Here is a 15,230-nt window from a genome sequence, read left to right as displayed (position 1 = left end):
TCGGGGGTCAGCAGTGGCGGGATGTTTTTCAGCATGAAAAGACCGGGAGCGTGTCGCCTTGTGAAAGTCACTCAGATTTTGGGAAACCACGGGATTTCCCCGTGTTGAGGACTGACATGTTAGCTGTAGCATGACTAAACTTTTATTGGGATTTACCCTGAAATGACACCTTTCTTTCCTCCTTGTGCTGGCAGCCAGCTGCGGCTGGGTCTGGGCGGCGCTCCGCTCGGCAACCTGTTTGTGGCCGTCAGCGACGACGACGCCAGGGCGCTGGTCGACGCCGCCTGGGCCAGCGGTTGCCGCACGTTTGACACCGCGCCGCATTACGGCCACGGCCTGTCGGAGCGGCGGCTGGGCGATGCGCTGCGCAGCCACCCGCGTGATGACTTTGTGCTGTCGAGCAAGGTAGGGCGCCTGTTGCGGCCCGATGCCGCGGCACCGCGCGCCCAGCATGGCTATGTGGATATCCTGCCGTTCAATCAATCGTGGGATTTCAGCGCCGCCGGGACTCGCCGCAGCGTGGAGGACAGCCTGCAGCGCCTGGGCCTGTCCCGGCTGGACGTGGCCTATGTGCATGACCCCGATGCGGCCAGCCACGGCGCCAGGGCGCCCGAAGTGCTGCGGCAGGTGATCGATGAAACCCTGCCGGCGCTGCAGCAGCTGAAAAAAGAAGGCCTGCTGCGCGCCATTGGCTTGGGCACCAATGATGTGGCTGTGGTGCTGCAGGTGCTCAACGAAGCCGAGCTGGATGTGCTGATGCTGGCCGGGCGCTACAGCCTGCTGGACCACAGCGCGCTGCCCGATCTGCTGCCGCAGTGTGTGGCGCGCGGTGTGCGCATTGCGCTGGGCGGCGTCTTCAACTCGGGCATTCTGGCCACCGGAACCCGCGAAGGAAGGGCCACTTTCAATTACGCCCCGGCTGCGCAGGAGTGGCTGGAGCGCACGGCGCAGATCGAAGCGGTGTGCGAAGCCCACGCGGTTCCGTTGCGGGCGGCGGCGCTGCAGTTTCCGCTGGCACACCCGGCGGTCGACATCGTGATGCTGGGTGCGCGCAAGGAAGCCGAGTGGGACGATGCGCAGGCCATGCTGCGGCAGCCGATTGCGCCGGAATTTTGGGCCGCGCTGCGGGCGCAGGGCCTGCTGCCCGCCGGGGCGCCGACGCCATGAGTATTGATGCGCACTTTCATTGCTGGCAGCTGGCGCGCGGCGACTATGGCTGGCTCAATCCAGCGATTGAACCCGCGCTGGCACCGATCTACCGCGACGTGAGCGTCAACGACTGGCGCGCCGAGTCTGCGCCGCTGGGCGTGAGCGGCGGCGTGCTGGTGCAGGCCGCGCCGACCGAGGCTGAAACCCATTTTTTGCTGGCGCAGGCCGATGCACACCCGCAGGTTCTGGGCGTGGTGGGCTGGGTTGATTGGCTGGCCGCCGATGCACCCGCCCGGATCGAAGCGTTGGCGCGCCATCCCAGGCTCAAGGGCTTGCGCCCCATGCTGCAGGACATTGCTGATCCGGCGTGGATCCTGCAGCCCTTGCTGGCCCCGGCGCTGCAGGCCATGTCGGATGCCGGACTGGTGCTGGATGCCCTGGTGAAGTCGGCCCACCTGCCGCACCTCCTGACCCTGGCCGGACGTTACCCCGATTTGCGCCTGGTGATAGACCATGCGGCCAAGCCCGACATTGCCGCCGCTGAGTGGCAGCCCTGGGCCGACGGCATGGCGCGGCTGGCTGCCGAAACCGGGGCGATGTGCAAGTTGTCAGGGCTGCTGACGGAGGCCGGCCCGGCACCCGCGCCCGCTGCCGTGCGGCGCTGGGCCGCGCATGTGCTGGCCAGCTTCGGGGCTGCACGGGTGCTGTGGGGCAGTGACTGGCCGGTGCTGGAACTGGTCAGCACTTACCCGCTGTGGTGGCGCGAGACGCAATACCTGCTGGCAGGCTTTAGCGCGCAGGAGCAAGCGGCCATCCTGGAGGAGAACGCGCGGCAGATCTACCGTCTATAAAATCGCGCAGTCATTTTTCACCCAGAAGGCCTCACGCGTGACTGAAACGTTTTCATCGTCCCCGCTGCATGTTTGCCGCGCCAACTACGCCGATCCGGCACACGCCCTGGCGGTCGTCCAGTTGCTCGACGCCTACGCGCGGGACCCGGCCGGCGGCGGCGAGCCGCTCAGTGATTTTGCAAAAACCCATTTGGTCGGGGAGTTGGCGGGCCGGCCCCACGCCTTCAGCGTGCTGGCGTTTGACGGCGCGCAGCCCGTGGGCCTGGTCAATTGCATAGAAGGCTTTTCGACCTTCGCCTGCCGCCCGCTGGTCAATGTGCATGACGTGGCGGTACTGCCCAGCCACCGCGGCCAGCGGGTGGGCGAGCAGATGCTGGCGCTGGTGGACCAGATTGCGCGTGAACGCGGCGCCTGCAAGCTGACGCTGGAAGTGCTGCAGGGCAACCACAGCGCCATCCGGCTCTATGAACGGGTCGGTTTTGCCGCCTACCGGCTCGACCCGGCCATGGGCCAGGCGCAGTTTTTTCAGAAGTGGCTCGATTAAGCGGCGGCCTTGCCCAGGCCCCGGTCCAGCAGCACGCCTATTGCCGCGCCGACGGTTTGGGCGATCACAAAGCCCGCGGCACTGGCCGGCGCAATGCCGGCAAAGCTGTCCGACAGCATGCGGCCCAGCACGGCGGCCGGGTTGGCAAACGAGGTGCTGGCGGTGAACCAGTAGGCCGCGCCTATGTAGCAGGCCACCAGCCCCGCCGCCTTGTGCGCGGGCGCGCGCAGCACCACCAGAATCAGCCCGGCGGTGGCCACGCCCTCGGCCAGCCACTGGCCCCAGCCGCTGCGCAGCTTGCTGCTGAACTGCAACACCGGGGTGTCGAACATGGCGTGCGCAGCCCAGGCACCGATCACCGCCCCCAGCAACTGGACTGCTATAAAAAACATAGCTAGATGTGCACGTTTTACCTGGGCTGAAGGCCTATTTAGTGCCAAAACCAGGGTCACCAGCGGGTTCAGGTGCGCGCCGCTCACCGGTCCCAGCAGCTCGATCAGCACATACAGCGCCAACACGGTGGCCAGCGTGTTGGCCAGCAGCGCAATCGCGGTGTTGCCACCGCTCAGGCGCTCGGCCATGATGCCCGAACCGATCACGGCGCAGAGCAGGGCGGCGGTGCCTGAAAATTCGGCCAGCAGCTGGCGATGCAGCACCAATTCGGCAGAGACAGAGCGCGCGCCATGAGTTTGCGCCGTGGCAGTCGGCTCGCTCATGATTGCGCCAGCTCCCGCGCCCTGTCTTGCAGCATCGGTTTGTCCAGGCTGGCGGGTGGCAGGTCGGGCATGAGAATTCTCCGGCGGGTTATGTTGTTGGTCAGCAGGCCGTGCCCGCAGCACCAGCGCAGGGGCTGTCGCTGGACGGCACGGTTGATAGTGGTGGTGACAGGCGGCCGTCGAGGGCGGGCAGCACCACCACCGGAGAGAAGCCGCCGCCGGCTGTGCGGAAGTTGGTGGTCTGGCCGGTGTAGGTGCGCGCCGCCAGCAGCTGCACCTGCGAGCGGTACGTGTAGGCGCGCAGGTCCAGCTTCAGCCGGGTGGCCACGCCATCGACGTCGACCAGCCGTTCGCTGGGCGGCACCAGCGCCTGGGCCACGAAATCGCCGGCCAGTATGTCGCTCCAGACGCCGCGTGTGAGTTTGTCGCCGCGGTAGGCGGCTTTCGCGCCGTAACCCGCCACCGGCTTGAAGAACAGCTGGCGCCGGCGGGCCCAGAGGGCGTCGGCATGCTCGGCCGTGACCCGCTCGGTCTGCGGAATGGTGGCCTGCAAAATGCGGCGGTCTTCAGCGCTAATGTCCCATGAGGCGAGTAGTGCGTCGTCGCCCAGCGTGATGAGATTGCGCTTGTCGGCGTAAAGCGCATGGGCGCGCGGATGCGGCGTGACGACCACGGCACCGGCTACGTAGGCGCTGCGCAGGTCGGCGTGGGCCGGCTCGGACAGGCTGAAGTCGGTCAGGCGGTTGTAGACCAGCTCCACCGGCTGGCCCGCGGGCAGGGCGGGGTGCCACAGCGCCCCGTCTTTCCATTGCAACTCGCGCGCGTCGGCCACGGCGGCCGTGATGCCGTGGCGCAGAAACAGCTGGCGTGCCAGCGCAAATTCCGGCGCCAGGTATTGCGTGAGAGGCGCGTCGTCGATGATCAGCACGCTGCGCAGCGGCTGCGTCCCGCGCTGGGCCCGCCATTCGGTGCGGAACATGTCCACAAAGCGCTGGTCGAGCGGCGCCAAATCGGTCGACGCGTCCATCAGCCCCTGCATCGGTTCGCAGCACTCACGATGCGCGCGGGCCAGCGCGGCGTTGAGCAGGGCGCCGCCGGCATTGGTGTTGATTTCGATCAGGCGCGGGCCGTCGGCGCCCAGGTGAAAGTCATAGCCCATGAAGACGCCGGCGGGGCCGAAAGCATGGCGGGCAATCTCGGGCGCCTTGGCCAGCGCCAGTTGCTGGTAGGCGGGCAGGGCGATGACGCGCTCTATGGCGCGGATGGCCTGGCCCAGCGTCGCGCGGATCGCCGGGTCCAGAAAGACGGCGCTTGCGGAGAACAGGTGCGGATGCGTCGCGGCCAACCCGGCCACCATGCCTTGCAGGCTCGGGTCGGTCTCCAGTCGTTCGCGCAGGCGCTCCGGGTTCAGGGTGCGGCACAGGCACCCCAGGTTCAATGCCTCGGCCATGTTCATGACGGCGCCTCGTTGGTCGGTCAGCACGCCGCGCAGGAGGCGCTGTCGGCCACCTCGCAGGCTTCGCCCTGGCAGCAATGCTCGCTCAGGTAGGCCAGCAGCGCATTCATCTGGCCGAAGCTGGCGCGGTAAATCAGGTTGCGGCCGCGTGCCTCGCTGCTGACCAAGCCGGCGTGGGTCAGTTCCTTGAGGTGAAAAGACAGCGCACTGGGCGCCACGTCGAGTTGCTCGGCGATGGCGCCGGGCGTCAGTCCGGCCGGGCCGGCCACCACCAGCGCGCGAAAGGTGCGCAGGCGCTGGGCCTGCGCCAGCGCGGCCAGGGCTTTCAGCACCGCGTTTTCTTCAGGGCTTGTTGTTTCCATAATTCAAATATAATTGAATTATCAAATCGATGCAATTGATACCTCTTCAAACTTCTTTATCTGGAGCTGGCAGATGCCCGACATCACGATTTACCACAACCCCCGCTGCGGCACCTCGCGCAATGTGCTGGCTTTGATCAAAAACACCGGCGCCCAGCCCGAGGTGATTGACTACCTCAAAACCCCGCCCACCCGCGAACAACTGTTGGCGCTGCTGGCGCAGATGGCGATACCGGTGCGCGAGTTGATGCGGCAAAAGGAAAGCCTGTACGGCGAACTCGGCCTGGACAATGCGGCGCTCAGCCACGACGCGCTGATTGACGCCATGCTGGCCCACCCGATTCTGATGAACCGGCCGGTGGTGGTGACGCCACTGGGCACGCGCCTGTGCCGCCCGTCCGAGGCGGTGCTGGACATCCTGCCGCTGCCGCAGCGCGGCGCCTTCGCCAAGGAAGACGGCGAGCCCGTCATCAACGAGCGGGGAGAACGCATTGCCGGCCGTTAAACGGCTGGCCGCCACGACGCCCCATCTGGATGCAGCGCTGTTTGTGGCGCCTGGCCATGAGCAGCTGCAGGCGGCCCGGCCTGCCGCCCCCAGCAGCCACGCGCCGCGCATCTTGCTGCTTTATGGCTCGGTGCGCGAGCGCTCCTACAGCCGGCTCGCCAGCGAAGAAGCGGCGCGGTTGCTGCAGGCCATGGGCGCCGAAACCCGCACCTTTGACCCACGCGGCATGCCGCTGCCCGACGACGCGCCCGACGCGCACCCCAAGGTGCAGGAACTGCGGCAACTGGCCGCCTGGGCCGAGGGCATGGTCTGGTGTTCGCCCGAGCGCCACGGCGCCATGACCGGCATCATGAAGTCGCAGATTGACTGGATTCCGCTGGCCGATGGCGCGGTGCGGCCGACCCAGGGCAAAACGCTGGCCCTGATGCAGGTCTCGGGCGGCTCGCAGTCCTTCAATGCCGTCAACCAGATGCGGATTCTGGGCCGCTGGATGCGCATGCTGACGATTCCCAACCAATCGTCGGTGGCCAAGGCCTTTCTGGAGTTTGACGAAGCCGGCCGCATGAAACCCTCGGCCTATTACGACCGGGTCGTTGACGTGATGGAAGAGCTGGTCAAGTTCACCCTGCTGACGCGCGACGTGTCGCCCTGGCTGACCGACCGCTACAGCGAGCGCAGGGAAAGCGCCGAGGCGCTGTCAAAACGGGTCAACCAGCGCGCGCTGTGAGTCCGCTGCCGCGGCGCTGCCCGAAAACGGTCTGGAGTCGCCATTTTCTAGTCATTTAGGCCTCTAGCCCAGGCGTTATGCGCGCATACAGCTATTGATTTGATAGCAAGCTGGCGTGGCACCGGCCGCGCGCTGTCACACAAGCGCCATCGAAGTGACACGCGGGCGTCACCTGCGGCTTTCACAATCTGCGCATGACAAACACAACGGAGTACGCCATGGCGCTGAACTGGACCCCTGGCCTGACCCACGCGAGCCACGAACTCGACACCCAGCGATTGCGCATTCTTCGCATCCTGCGCTGCACGGCCCAGGCCATGGCCAGCAGCCCCGGCGGCCTGCGCTTCAAGGCTGGCACCCGGCCCTGGCTGGAGGGCCTGTCCGGCGGGCGACCGGCGGCCCAGGCAGGCGCGGGCCGGCGCAACTTGGCGGCGGCACTGCCCCTCGCAGACTAGACATCTTTTCTTCAGGCCCCTTTTTTGGGGCTTTTTTACAGCCGCGTTTCAGGCCTGCACATCGACGACCAGCCAGGCGCCTGCCGTTTCAAAAGACCACCGGACCACCAGACCACCAGGAGTTAGCCATGAAAGAACTGCCCAATCCCACCTTCGCACTGTCGCCCGTCGCTTCGCCCCATTTCACTCGGGGGTCACTTCATCAAAGCCGTCATGCTGTCGCTTCCCCCGCTGTTCAAGGGCCTGCCGTGGGCAAAATCTCGGTCGGCTGGGCCAGGCACCAGGACGAGGTCCGGCAGGCGCAGCGCCTGAGGTACCAGGTCTTCGCGGTCGAGATGGGCGCCACACTGCCCAATACCTTGCCCGGCCACGATGTGGACCTGTTCGATGATTTCTGCGAGCACCTGCTGGTGCGCGACGCGGCCAGCCGGGAGGTGATTGGCACCTACCGCGTGCTGACCCCGACCCAGGCCAGCCGCGTCGGCAGCACCTACAGCGACACCGAGTTTGACCTGACGCGGCTGCGCAGCCTGCGCGAGCGCATGGTCGAGCTGGGCCGCAGTTGCGTGCATGCCGGGCACCGGCACGGCGGTGTCATCTTGGCGCTGTGGGGCGCGCTGGCCGAGTTCATGGCGCGCAACCAGCTCGACACCATGATGGGCTGCGCCAGCATCCCGATGCAGCACCAGGGCGCCGGCAGCGGGCAGGCCGCCGCCAGCATCTGGCGCCAGTTGCGGCAAACCCACCTGGCGGCGATTGAGTACCACGTCACGCCGCGCCTGGCGCTGCCGGTGGAGCGGCTCGATGATTCGCTGGCGGTGGAGCCGCCCGCGCTGATCAAGGGCTACCTGCGCCTGGGCGCCAAGGTGCTGGGGCCGCCGGCCTGGGACCCGGAGTTCAATTCGGCCGACCTGCCGATGATGATGCGCATTGCCGACCTGCCGCCGCGCTACCTCAAGCATTTTTCCGGCTAGGCTGCGTTGGCAAGCTGAAAAGCCAGCACTTGCCAGCCCGCTCAAGCGGGGGCACCATCAGTCAAAAGTACTGTCACACCGTTGTCATCAAACCGGTAAACACTGCGGCTTGCCTTTGATGACAAAAAATTCATGCTGCTGATGCCTCTTTCACCCGCTTTGCCCGCCGCCCCGCCAGCCGCGCCAGCCCCTGCAGCCACACCGGCGACGGTTCAGTTTCTGGACCGGGACCACAGCATACTGGCTTTCAATGAGCGCGTGCTGGACTGGGCCAGGCGAGCCGAGGTGCCGCTGCTGGAGCGGCTGCGCTATCTGTGCATCGTGTCGTCCAACCTGGACGAGTTTTTTGAGGTGCGGGCGGCGCCCCACCTGACGGCCCCCGGCGCCGACGATGCCAAGAGCGCCTACAGCGCCGAGTCCTTCAAGGTCCTGTCGTCCATGGCGCACGGCATGGTGGCGCGCCAGTATTCGCTGTACAACGACGAGTTGCTGCCCGCGTTTGCGCAGCGCGGCATTCACATCGTCTCGCATGGTGATCGCACCACAGCCCAGCGGCGCTGGGTCAAGGCCTATTTTGAGCGCGAAGTGCGGCCGCTGCTGATTCCGGTCGGGCTGGACCCGTCGCACCCGTTTCCGCAGGTGGCCAACAAGTCGCTCAATTTCATTGTGCGGCTCAGCGGCCGCGATGCCTTTGGCCGCGAGAACGACATCGCCATCGTCAAGGTGCCGCGCGTGCTGCCGCGCTTCATCCACATGCCCAGTGGCGGTGACAAGGGTTCGGGCAAGGGCAAGCTGTTCGTGTCCCTGTCCAGCATCATTCGGGCGCACCTGGCCGAGCTGTTTCCGGGCCGGGTCGTCGGGCAGTTTTCGCAGTTCCGCGTCACCCGTCATTCCGACCTGGCGGTGGACGAAGACGATGTCAAAAACCTGCGTACCGCGCTGCGCCAGGGGCTGGAGCAGCGCCATTACGGCCAGGCCGTGCGGCTGGAGGTGTCGGCCAGCTGCTCCGAGCACCTGTCGGGCTTTCTGCTCAAGCAGTTCAACCTGCCCACGCTGGCGCTGTACCGCGTGCATGGCCCGGTCAATCTGGTGCGGCTGACGCAGCTGGTCGATCTGATCAACGACCCGAAGCTGCTGTTTCCGCGCCACAAGGGCTGCTACCCGACCCAGCTGCAGGCCGGGCAATCGTTTTTTGATCGGCTCAAGCAGGGCGATGTGGCGATTCACCAGCCGTTCGAGAGCTTTGACGGCGTGCTGGCCTTCTTGCGCGAGGCCGTCAACGACCCGCAGGTGCTGTCGATCCGGCAAACCATTTACCGCACCGGCACCGACTCCGAACTGATGGTGCTGCTGCGCGAGGCGGTGCGCCTGGGCAAGGAAGTGACGGTGGTGGTGGAGCTGAAGGCGCGCTTTGACGAGGAAGCCAACATCAACTGGGCCGAAATGCTGGAGTCGATTGGGGCCCAGGTGGTGTACGGCGTGGTCGGCCTGAAAACCCACGCCAAGATGCTGCTGGTGACGCGCCGCGAGGGCCGGCATCTGCGCCGCTATGCGCACCTGTCGACCGGCAACTACAACCCGCGCACCGCGCGCCTGTACACCGACATCAGCTACCTGAGTGCCGACCCGCTGCTGACGCTGGACGTCGACAACGTCTTTGTGCACCTGGCCAGCCAGAGCCGGCTGCCCAAGCTGCACCGGCTGCTGCTGGCGCCGTTTCACCTGCAGCGCCGGCTGGTCGAGAAAATCGATGCGCTGGCCGAGGCGGCGCGCCAGGGCAAGGACAGCCGCATCGTGCTCAAGATGAATGCGCTGACCGACGAGGCCCTGATGCTGGCGCTGGTGCGGGCGGGGCAGAGCGGTGTCAAGATTGACCTGATCGTGCGCGGCGCCTGCATGCTGCCGGCCCAGGTGCCGGGGGTGAGCGACAACATCCGCGTGCGCTCCATCATTGGCCGCTTTCTGGAGCATTCGCGGGTGTTTTATTTTCGCTGCGGCGACGAGGAAACCTTGTTGCTGTCGAGCGCCGACTGGATGAACCGCAACATGCTGCGCCGGGTCGAACTGGCCTGGCCGGTCAACGATGCGGTGATTCGCCAGCGCCTCATCGATGAGTGCCTGGTGGCCTACCTGCATGACGGGCTGGACGCCTGGGACCTGCAGGCCGACGGCAGCTATCTGCGCGTGGATGCGCGGCCAGAGCCAGCGCCATCCGCCGCGCGCCATGGCGCGCAGGCGGCGCTGGTGGCCCGCTATTCGGCACCGCTATAAAGTGGACGCACTGCCATGGACCTGATCTTGTGGCGCCACGCAGAGGCGCAGGATGCGCCGCCAGGCGAACCGCAAGCCGGCAGCGACCTGGAGCGCGCACTGACGCCGCGCGGTGAAAAGCAGGCCGTCCGCATGGCCGGCTGGCTGGACCGGCAACTGCCCGAAGGCACGCGCATTCTGGTCAGCCCGGCGCGGCGCTGCGAGCAGACCGCGCTGGCGCTGGGCCGCAAGTACAAAGTCCGCCCCGAGCTGGCGCCCGACGCCACGGCCGCGCAACTGCTGGAACTGGTGCAGTGGCCGCAGGGCAAGTCGCCGATCCTGGTGATCGGCCATCAGCCCACCCTGGGCCAGACGATTGCGCGCCTGCTGGGCCTGCAGGAAAGCGACTGCCCGGTTAAAAAGGGCTCTGTCTGGTGGCTGCGCACGCGGCAGCGCGACGGCCAGAGCCAGACCGTGGTGGTCACGGTGCAGTCGCCGGAAGTGCTCTGATCAGAGGCCGGAAACGCTCAGGGCCCACGGCGTTTTCTGCCAGGCCAGCACTTCCTCGCGCAGCAGGTGGGCCGACTGGGGAAAGGCCTGGGCCCAGCCGGGCCGGCAGTTCAGCACAAAAAACCGCGCCGGTTCGGCGCCGCCATCGAGTTGCAGGCCCTTGAGGTCGGGTTCGCGCCGCGCATGGCACAAAATGACCGCCATGCGCAGGCACAGCAGCTGCTGGATGAAGACGCGGTCTTCAAAATCGACTTCGAGCTTGCGCAACTTGCCGCGGTGGCCCAGCACCAGCAGGCTCAGCCGGTGCAGCTCTGATTGCGCAAAGCCCGGCGCGTCGGCATTGTCCAGAATATAGGCGCCGTGTTTGTGGTAGTCGCTGTGCGCGATCTGGCTGCCAATTTCATGCAGCTGCGCGGCCCATTCGAGCTTGCGCTGAAAATGCTCTGATTCGGCCATAGGCCGGCCGCTGCGGGCCATTAAAAACAGCTGGCGCGCGACCTTGCTGACGCGCTGCGCCTGCGCGGAATCGGCATGAAAGCGGGCCGCCAGGCGCTGCACGGTGGTGGCGCGCAAGTCGGTGCCTTCCTGCTCGCGGTCCAGCAGGTCATACAGCACGCCGTGGCGCAGCGCGCCCTGAGCGGCCTGCATCTGCTCGATCTCCAGCAGCTCAAACACCGCGCGCAGCACGCTGACGCCGCCGCCTATCACGGCGCGCCGGTCATCCTTCATGCCGTCTAGCTTGACGCGGTCGGCGCTCTGCGCTTTCAGCAGGCGATCGAGCAGCCAGTTCAGGCCGTCGCACGTCACCAGGCCGGGCGGCCAGCCCGCCGCCGTCAGCACATCGCCGACCGCGCCTATGGTGCCCGACGAGCCATAGGCCACTTGCCAGGCGCCGGCGCGGTAGGTGCTGACGGCTTCGTCCAGCACGGCCTTGGCGGCAATCTCGGCGGTTTCAAACGCTCGCGGCGTGAACAGGCCCTCGGCAAAGTATTTCATCGACCAGGCCACGCTGCCAACCCGGTAAGACTCCATGCTGCGGGCCTGCAGGCCCTGGCCCAGAATCAGCTCGGTCGAGCGCCCGCCAATGTCCACCACCAGCCGGCGCTCGTCCGACTGCGGCAGCGCATGGGCCACGCCCTGGTAAATCAGGCGGGCTTCCTCGCGGCCCGAAATCACGTCAATCGGAAAGCCCAGAATCTGGTGGGCGCACGCCAGAAATTCGTCGCGGTTGCGCGCCTCGCGCAGGGTCTGGGTCGCCACCGCCCTGACCTGGGACTTGTCAAAGCCCGCCAGCCGCTCGCCAAAGCGGGCCAGACAGTCCCAGCCGCGCTGCATGGCGTCGGCGGTCAGGTTGCGGTCCGCGTCCAGCCCGTTGCCCTGGCGCACCGTTTCCTTGAGGTATTCGGTGCGCAGGATGCGGCCGTGGTCGAGCCGGCCGATTTCAAGGCGAAAGCTGTTGGAGCCCAGATCCACCCCGGCCAGTAGCGTTCCATTTTGCATGTCTGCGTCTTGTGTTTTCAGGCTGAGCATAGCACCCGAAAGCGGCTCAAAAACGCTAGCCAACCAGCCGGCCGTCGCTGCTCGTCATGCTTTGGGTGACATAGCTGCTGCCGCGCCGCTGGCTGTTGAAACTGACGCGAAAACCACCGAGATCCAGGCTGGCCCGCTGCTGAAAAGCCGCCAGCGCGCTCTGGCGGGTCAGCGGGCCGTCCACCGCCTGCAGCACTTCAAAGGTGTAGCGGGCCGCGATATAGCCGGCCAGGCTCAGCGGCGTGGGCGCTTCGTCGTACAGGCGGGCCAGGGTGTCGCGGTAGTTTCTGACAATCGGCAAGCCGGCATTGAGCAGCGGCACCGGCTGGGTCGCAATCACCGGCGCGCCGCGCGCCGCGCCCATTTGCAGCAGGGTCTGCAGGTTCACGTCGGCCAGGGCCACCAGATAGCGCTGGCGTGCCTGCCGTTGCAGGCCCTGGGTGAACTCGGCCAGTTCGGGTGTGCCGCCCACAAACAGCAGCACGGCAGGGGTGGTCGGCGTCAGTTGCTGGCCCAGCAGGCGCAGCTTGCCAGCGCCTTGAAAAGATTGCAGGCCGAGCTGCAGCTGGCTGGCAATGCGCTCGACCTCGACATGGTAGGCCGCGTGGTCGCGCGTCGAGCCATACACCGCGCCCAGGGTTCTGAGACCCATGAGCGCCAGGGTTTTCAGGGCATGGGCAATCTGTTCCTGCCGGCTGGCGAAGATCGGAAAGGTCTGCTCGTCGACCTCCAGGCTGGAATTTTGCAGCCAGGGCGCCGCGTGCGCCAGCCTGAGCCCGTCCTGGCGCAACAGCGCGGCGGCCTGACCGGCCAGTTCATCGCCGACGCTGCCGGACAAGGCCACGCAGAAAGGGTTGTTTTTCACCGCGTCCAGTGCGCTGCGCAGGCTGGCCGCTGTGCCGTCGGTCTCCAGCGCCAGGTGTTGCACCGGCCGGCCGCGAATGCCGCCGCGCGCATTGATGTCCTGCCAGGCGGCGCGCGAGCCCACCAGGAAGTCGCGCGAGACGTCCTGCTGCGCGGGTGAAAAGTCCACCACCTGCGCGACGACCAGGGGGCGCCCGGCAGTGGCGGACTTGCCGGGCTGGGCCCAGGCAGCGGGGGCGGCGCCGGCCGCGAGCAGGCTGGCGCGCTGGAGCAATTGGCGGCGGCTCAAGCCGGGGCAGACGAGGGGCATGCGCGATTCTCCGGCAGTGCAGGGTGGTGATGGGTTTGTGGTGCTATTAAATGAATAGCGGCGTGCGCCCGTTATTCGAGGGCTGGAGCCCTAAATGATGCTGAAAACGGGGCTGCGGGCCTGCAAAGCCTGCAGCCGCAAGCCTAAAAGCGGCCGATGACAGATTCGTGACGCCGGTTTGAAAGTTTTGTGACAGGCGGGCGGGTCAGTGACGCGCCCCCGCGAAAAGGCCGGTTTGACGGCTTTGTCACGCCGTTGTCACACAAGGTTTTTACAGTCAAGCCATCTTTTCTACCAACCCAAGAGGTAATCCGATGAAATTGACCCTGAAAGCTTCCCTCACCGCCCTGATGGGCGTTGCCGCCCTGTCGTTTGCCACGCTGTCAGCTGCCCAGGACGTGACCGGCGCTGGTGCCAGTTTCCCGGCGCCACTGTATTCCAAGTGGGCCGCGGACTACAACAAGGCCACGGGCGTCAAGATCAACTACCAGTCGGTCGGTTCCGGCGCCGGTCTGCGCCAGATCGAGGCCAAAACCGTCGATTTTGGCGCCTCGGATGCGCCGCTGAAGGACGACGAGCTGGCCAAAAAAGGGCTGGTGCAGTTTCCCACCGTGATCGGCGGCGTGGTGCCGGTGGTCAACATTGCCGGCGTCACCCCAGGCCAGCTCAAGCTCAGCGGCCAGGTGCTGGGCGACATCTACCTGGGCAAGATCACCAAGTGGAGCGACCCCGCCATCAAGGCGCTGAACCCGACGCTGGCCCTGCCGGACGCCGCCATTGCGCCGGTACGCCGCGCTGATGGCTCGGGCACCAGCTTTATTTTCACCAACTACCTGAGCAAGGCCAATGCCGAGTGGAAAACCAAGGTGGGCGAGGGCACGGCCGTGAACTGGCCGGTGGGCGCGGGTGGCAAGGGCAATGAAGGCGTGGCCGCCTTTGTCGGCCGCCTGCCCAACTCGATCGGCTATGTCGAATACGCCTACGTCAAGCAAAACAAGATGGTCTTTGCGCAGCTGAAAAACGCCGCCGGCAACTTTGTGTCACCCGAAGACAACGCCTTCAAGGCCGCCGCCGCCGGCGCCGACTGGGCCAAGACCTTCTACCAGATCCTGACCGAGCAACCCGGCAAGGACTCCTGGCCCATCACCGGCGCCACCTTCATCCTGATGCAAAAAGCCCAGGACAAGCCGGCCCAGGCGGCCGCATCGCTCAAGTTCTTTGAGTGGGCCTTCAAGGGCGGCGACAAGGTGGCCGACGACCTCGACTACGTGCCCATGCCCGCCAACGTGAAAACCATCATCGAAAAATCGTGGGCCGAGATCAAGGACGGCTCGGGCAAGGCCGTTGCCTTCAAGTAAACCGGACCAGCCGATTCGTTCACAACGCAACACAGGGGCTTTTCAGGTGTCCTCTACACTTCCGGCAAGCCGGGCCGCTTTTGACCGCCCGGAAAAAGCGACCGGACGCGACATGACCCCTCCTCCCCCTGTTAACACCGTGCGCAGAAGTCCGCTGGCGGACCGGCTTTTTGGCTGGGCCGCCACCGGGGCAGCCCTGCTGACGCTGGGCCTGCTGATCGGCATTCTGGTGTCGCTCGTCATCGGCGCCTGGCCGGCCATCAGCAAGTATGGCCTGGGCTTTTTGACCAGCACGACCTGGGACCCGGTCAAAAACGAGTACGGCGGCCTGGTCATGATTTACGGCACGCTGGCCACCTCATTGATCGCGCTGGTGATCGCGGTGCCGGTCAGCTTTGGCATTGCGCTGTTTCTGACCGAACTCTCGCCCGCCTGGCTCAAAAGGCCGCTCGGCACGGCGATTGAACTGCTGGCGGCGGTGCCGTCGATTGTCTACGGCATGTGGGGCCTGCTGGTGTTTGGCCCGATTCTGGCTACCTATGTGCAGCAGCCGCTGCAGGCGCTGTTTGGCGGCGTGCCCTATCTGGGCGCGCTGGTGTCGGGGCCGCCGGTGGGCATCGGCATTTTGTCGGCCGGCATCATTCTGGCGATCATGATCATCCCGTTCAT

General features: G+C 66.1%; 15 protein-coding genes and 1 pseudogene. 11 read left to right on the top strand and 5 right to left on the bottom strand.

Annotated elements, in window-relative coordinates; translation table 11 throughout:
• Window positions 1-162 precede the first annotated feature (162 nt).
• The 3 genes from RMO23_RS01540 to RMO23_RS01530 are packed head-to-tail and all read left to right on the top strand — an operon-like array spanning window position 163 to window position 2,544.
• On the top strand, window positions 163-1,167 hold the full coding sequence (locus RMO23_RS01540; protein ID WP_309678336.1) for an aldo/keto reductase: 1,005 nt from the start codon (window positions 163-165) through the stop codon (window positions 1,165-1,167).
• The gene (locus RMO23_RS01535; RefSeq protein ID WP_309678335.1) at window positions 1,164-2,000 is read left to right on the top strand and encodes an amidohydrolase family protein; all 837 of its coding nucleotides are present in this window, start codon (window positions 1,164-1,166) and stop codon (window positions 1,998-2,000) included. Before RMO23_RS01540 ends, RMO23_RS01535 begins: the two co-directional genes overlap by 4 nt.
• 37 nt (window positions 2,001-2,037) lie before the next feature.
• A complete protein-coding gene (locus tag RMO23_RS01530) occupies window positions 2,038-2,544 on the top strand; it encodes a GNAT family N-acetyltransferase (protein ID WP_309678334.1) in 507 nt (168 codons plus the stop codon).
• On the opposite strand, the gene RMO23_RS01525 is transcribed toward RMO23_RS01530, so the two are convergent.
• The 3 genes from RMO23_RS01525 to RMO23_RS01515 all read right to left on the bottom strand — a co-directional run bounded on the left by RMO23_RS01525 (window position 2,541) and on the right by RMO23_RS01515 (window position 5,078).
• Window positions 2,541-3,260, bottom strand: a complete 720-nt coding sequence (locus tag RMO23_RS01525; protein WP_309678333.1) for an MIP/aquaporin family protein — start codon at window positions 3,258-3,260, stop codon at window positions 2,541-2,543. The genes RMO23_RS01530 and RMO23_RS01525 overlap by 4 nt on opposite strands.
• A 100-nt stretch (window positions 3,261-3,360) precedes the next feature.
• Window positions 3,361-4,716, bottom strand: a complete 1,356-nt coding sequence (locus RMO23_RS01520) for a hypothetical protein (RefSeq protein ID WP_309678332.1) — start codon at window positions 4,714-4,716, stop codon at window positions 3,361-3,363.
• A 20-nt stretch (window positions 4,717-4,736) separates the two neighbouring features.
• The gene (locus tag RMO23_RS01515; protein ID WP_309678331.1) at window positions 4,737-5,078 is read right to left on the bottom strand and encodes a metalloregulator ArsR/SmtB family transcription factor; all 342 of its coding nucleotides are present in this window, start codon (window positions 5,076-5,078) and stop codon (window positions 4,737-4,739) included.
• A gap of 73 nt (window positions 5,079-5,151) precedes the next feature.
• On the opposite strand from RMO23_RS01515, the gene arsC reads away from it, so the two are divergent.
• From arsC to RMO23_RS01485, 6 genes are all read left to right on the top strand, one after another.
• The gene (arsC, locus tag RMO23_RS01510) at window positions 5,152-5,583 is read left to right on the top strand and encodes an arsenate reductase (glutaredoxin) (protein WP_309678330.1); all 432 of its coding nucleotides are present in this window, start codon (window positions 5,152-5,154) and stop codon (window positions 5,581-5,583) included.
• Window positions 5,570-6,310, top strand: coding sequence for an arsenical resistance protein ArsH (arsH, locus tag RMO23_RS01505; protein WP_405041545.1), 741 nt, complete (start codon window positions 5,570-5,572; stop codon window positions 6,308-6,310). Before arsC ends, arsH begins: the two co-directional genes overlap by 14 nt.
• A 194-nt stretch (window positions 6,311-6,504) precedes the next feature.
• Window positions 6,505-6,765: a hypothetical protein gene (locus RMO23_RS01500; RefSeq protein ID WP_309678329.1), complete on the top strand. Its 261-nt coding sequence runs from the start codon at window positions 6,505-6,507 to the stop codon at window positions 6,763-6,765.
• 128 nt (window positions 6,766-6,893) lie between these two features.
• Window positions 6,894-7,739: a GNAT family N-acyltransferase gene (locus RMO23_RS01495; RefSeq protein WP_309678328.1), complete on the top strand. Its 846-nt coding sequence runs from the start codon at window positions 6,894-6,896 to the stop codon at window positions 7,737-7,739.
• Between the two features lie 132 nt (window positions 7,740-7,871).
• The gene (ppk1, locus tag RMO23_RS01490) at window positions 7,872-10,010 is read left to right on the top strand and encodes a polyphosphate kinase 1 (RefSeq protein ID WP_405041544.1); all 2,139 of its coding nucleotides are present in this window, start codon (window positions 7,872-7,874) and stop codon (window positions 10,008-10,010) included.
• 15 nt (window positions 10,011-10,025) lie between these two features.
• Entirely contained in the window at window positions 10,026-10,499 is a 474-nt protein-coding gene (locus RMO23_RS01485; protein WP_309678327.1) for a histidine phosphatase family protein, read from the top strand.
• On the opposite strand, the gene RMO23_RS01480 is transcribed toward RMO23_RS01485, so the two are convergent.
• A complete protein-coding gene (locus tag RMO23_RS01480) occupies window positions 10,500-11,999 on the bottom strand; it encodes a Ppx/GppA phosphatase family protein (protein ID WP_309678326.1) in 1,500 nt (499 codons plus the stop codon). It lies immediately after the preceding gene.
• Between the two features lie 55 nt (window positions 12,000-12,054).
• Window positions 12,055-13,203: an ABC transporter substrate-binding protein gene (locus RMO23_RS01475; RefSeq protein WP_309678325.1), complete on the bottom strand. Its 1,149-nt coding sequence runs from the start codon at window positions 13,201-13,203 to the stop codon at window positions 12,055-12,057.
• A gap of 314 nt (window positions 13,204-13,517) precedes the next feature.
• Between RMO23_RS01475 and pstS the strand changes: the two genes are divergently transcribed.
• Both pstS and pstC read left to right on the top strand, forming a co-directional pair.
• Window positions 13,518-14,561, top strand: a complete 1,044-nt coding sequence (pstS, locus tag RMO23_RS01470; protein ID WP_309678324.1) for a phosphate ABC transporter substrate-binding protein PstS — start codon at window positions 13,518-13,520, stop codon at window positions 14,559-14,561.
• Between the two features lie 112 nt (window positions 14,562-14,673).
• A pseudogene (pstC, locus tag RMO23_RS01465) lies at window positions 14,674-15,230 on the top strand (phosphate ABC transporter permease PstC); the annotation flags it as partial.

The organism is Polaromonas sp. (genome assembly GCF_031411155.1).
Classification (GTDB): domain Bacteria; phylum Pseudomonadota; class Gammaproteobacteria; order Burkholderiales; family Burkholderiaceae_C; genus Polaromonas.
The sequence above is the reverse complement of the archived record's forward strand: the minus strand, read 5'-3'. Positions and strand labels throughout refer to the sequence as shown.

Bases quoted from the DNA above. Each gene is read 5' to 3' on its own strand.
- arsC (WP_309678330.1), top strand. From the start codon at position 5,152: ATGCCCGACATCACGATTTACCACAACCCCCGCTGCGGCACCTCGCGC.
- RMO23_RS01525 (WP_309678333.1), bottom strand. From the start codon at position 3,260: ATGAGCGAGCCGACTGCCACGGCGCAAACTCATGGCGCGCGCTCTGTC.
- RMO23_RS01535 (WP_309678335.1), top strand. From the start codon at position 1,164: ATGAGTATTGATGCGCACTTTCATTGCTGGCAGCTGGCGCGCGGCGAC.
- ppk1 (WP_405041544.1), top strand. From the start codon at position 7,872: ATGCTGCTGATGCCTCTTTCACCCGCTTTGCCCGCCGCCCCGCCAGCC.
- RMO23_RS01495 (WP_309678328.1), top strand. From the start codon at position 6,894: ATGAAAGAACTGCCCAATCCCACCTTCGCACTGTCGCCCGTCGCTTCG.
- RMO23_RS01475 (WP_309678325.1), bottom strand. From the start codon at position 13,203: ATGCCCCTCGTCTGCCCCGGCTTGAGCCGCCGCCAATTGCTCCAGCGC.
- RMO23_RS01500 (WP_309678329.1), top strand. From the start codon at position 6,505: ATGACAAACACAACGGAGTACGCCATGGCGCTGAACTGGACCCCTGGC.
- RMO23_RS01485 (WP_309678327.1), top strand. From the start codon at position 10,026: ATGGACCTGATCTTGTGGCGCCACGCAGAGGCGCAGGATGCGCCGCCA.
- RMO23_RS01515 (WP_309678331.1), bottom strand. From the start codon at position 5,078: ATGGAAACAACAAGCCCTGAAGAAAACGCGGTGCTGAAAGCCCTGGCC.
- pstS (WP_309678324.1), top strand. From the start codon at position 13,518: ATGAAATTGACCCTGAAAGCTTCCCTCACCGCCCTGATGGGCGTTGCC.
- RMO23_RS01520 (WP_309678332.1), bottom strand. From the start codon at position 4,716: ATGAACATGGCCGAGGCATTGAACCTGGGGTGCCTGTGCCGCACCCTG.
- RMO23_RS01540 (WP_309678336.1), top strand. From the start codon at position 163: ATGACACCTTTCTTTCCTCCTTGTGCTGGCAGCCAGCTGCGGCTGGGT.
- RMO23_RS01480 (WP_309678326.1), bottom strand. From the start codon at position 11,999: ATGCAAAATGGAACGCTACTGGCCGGGGTGGATCTGGGCTCCAACAGC.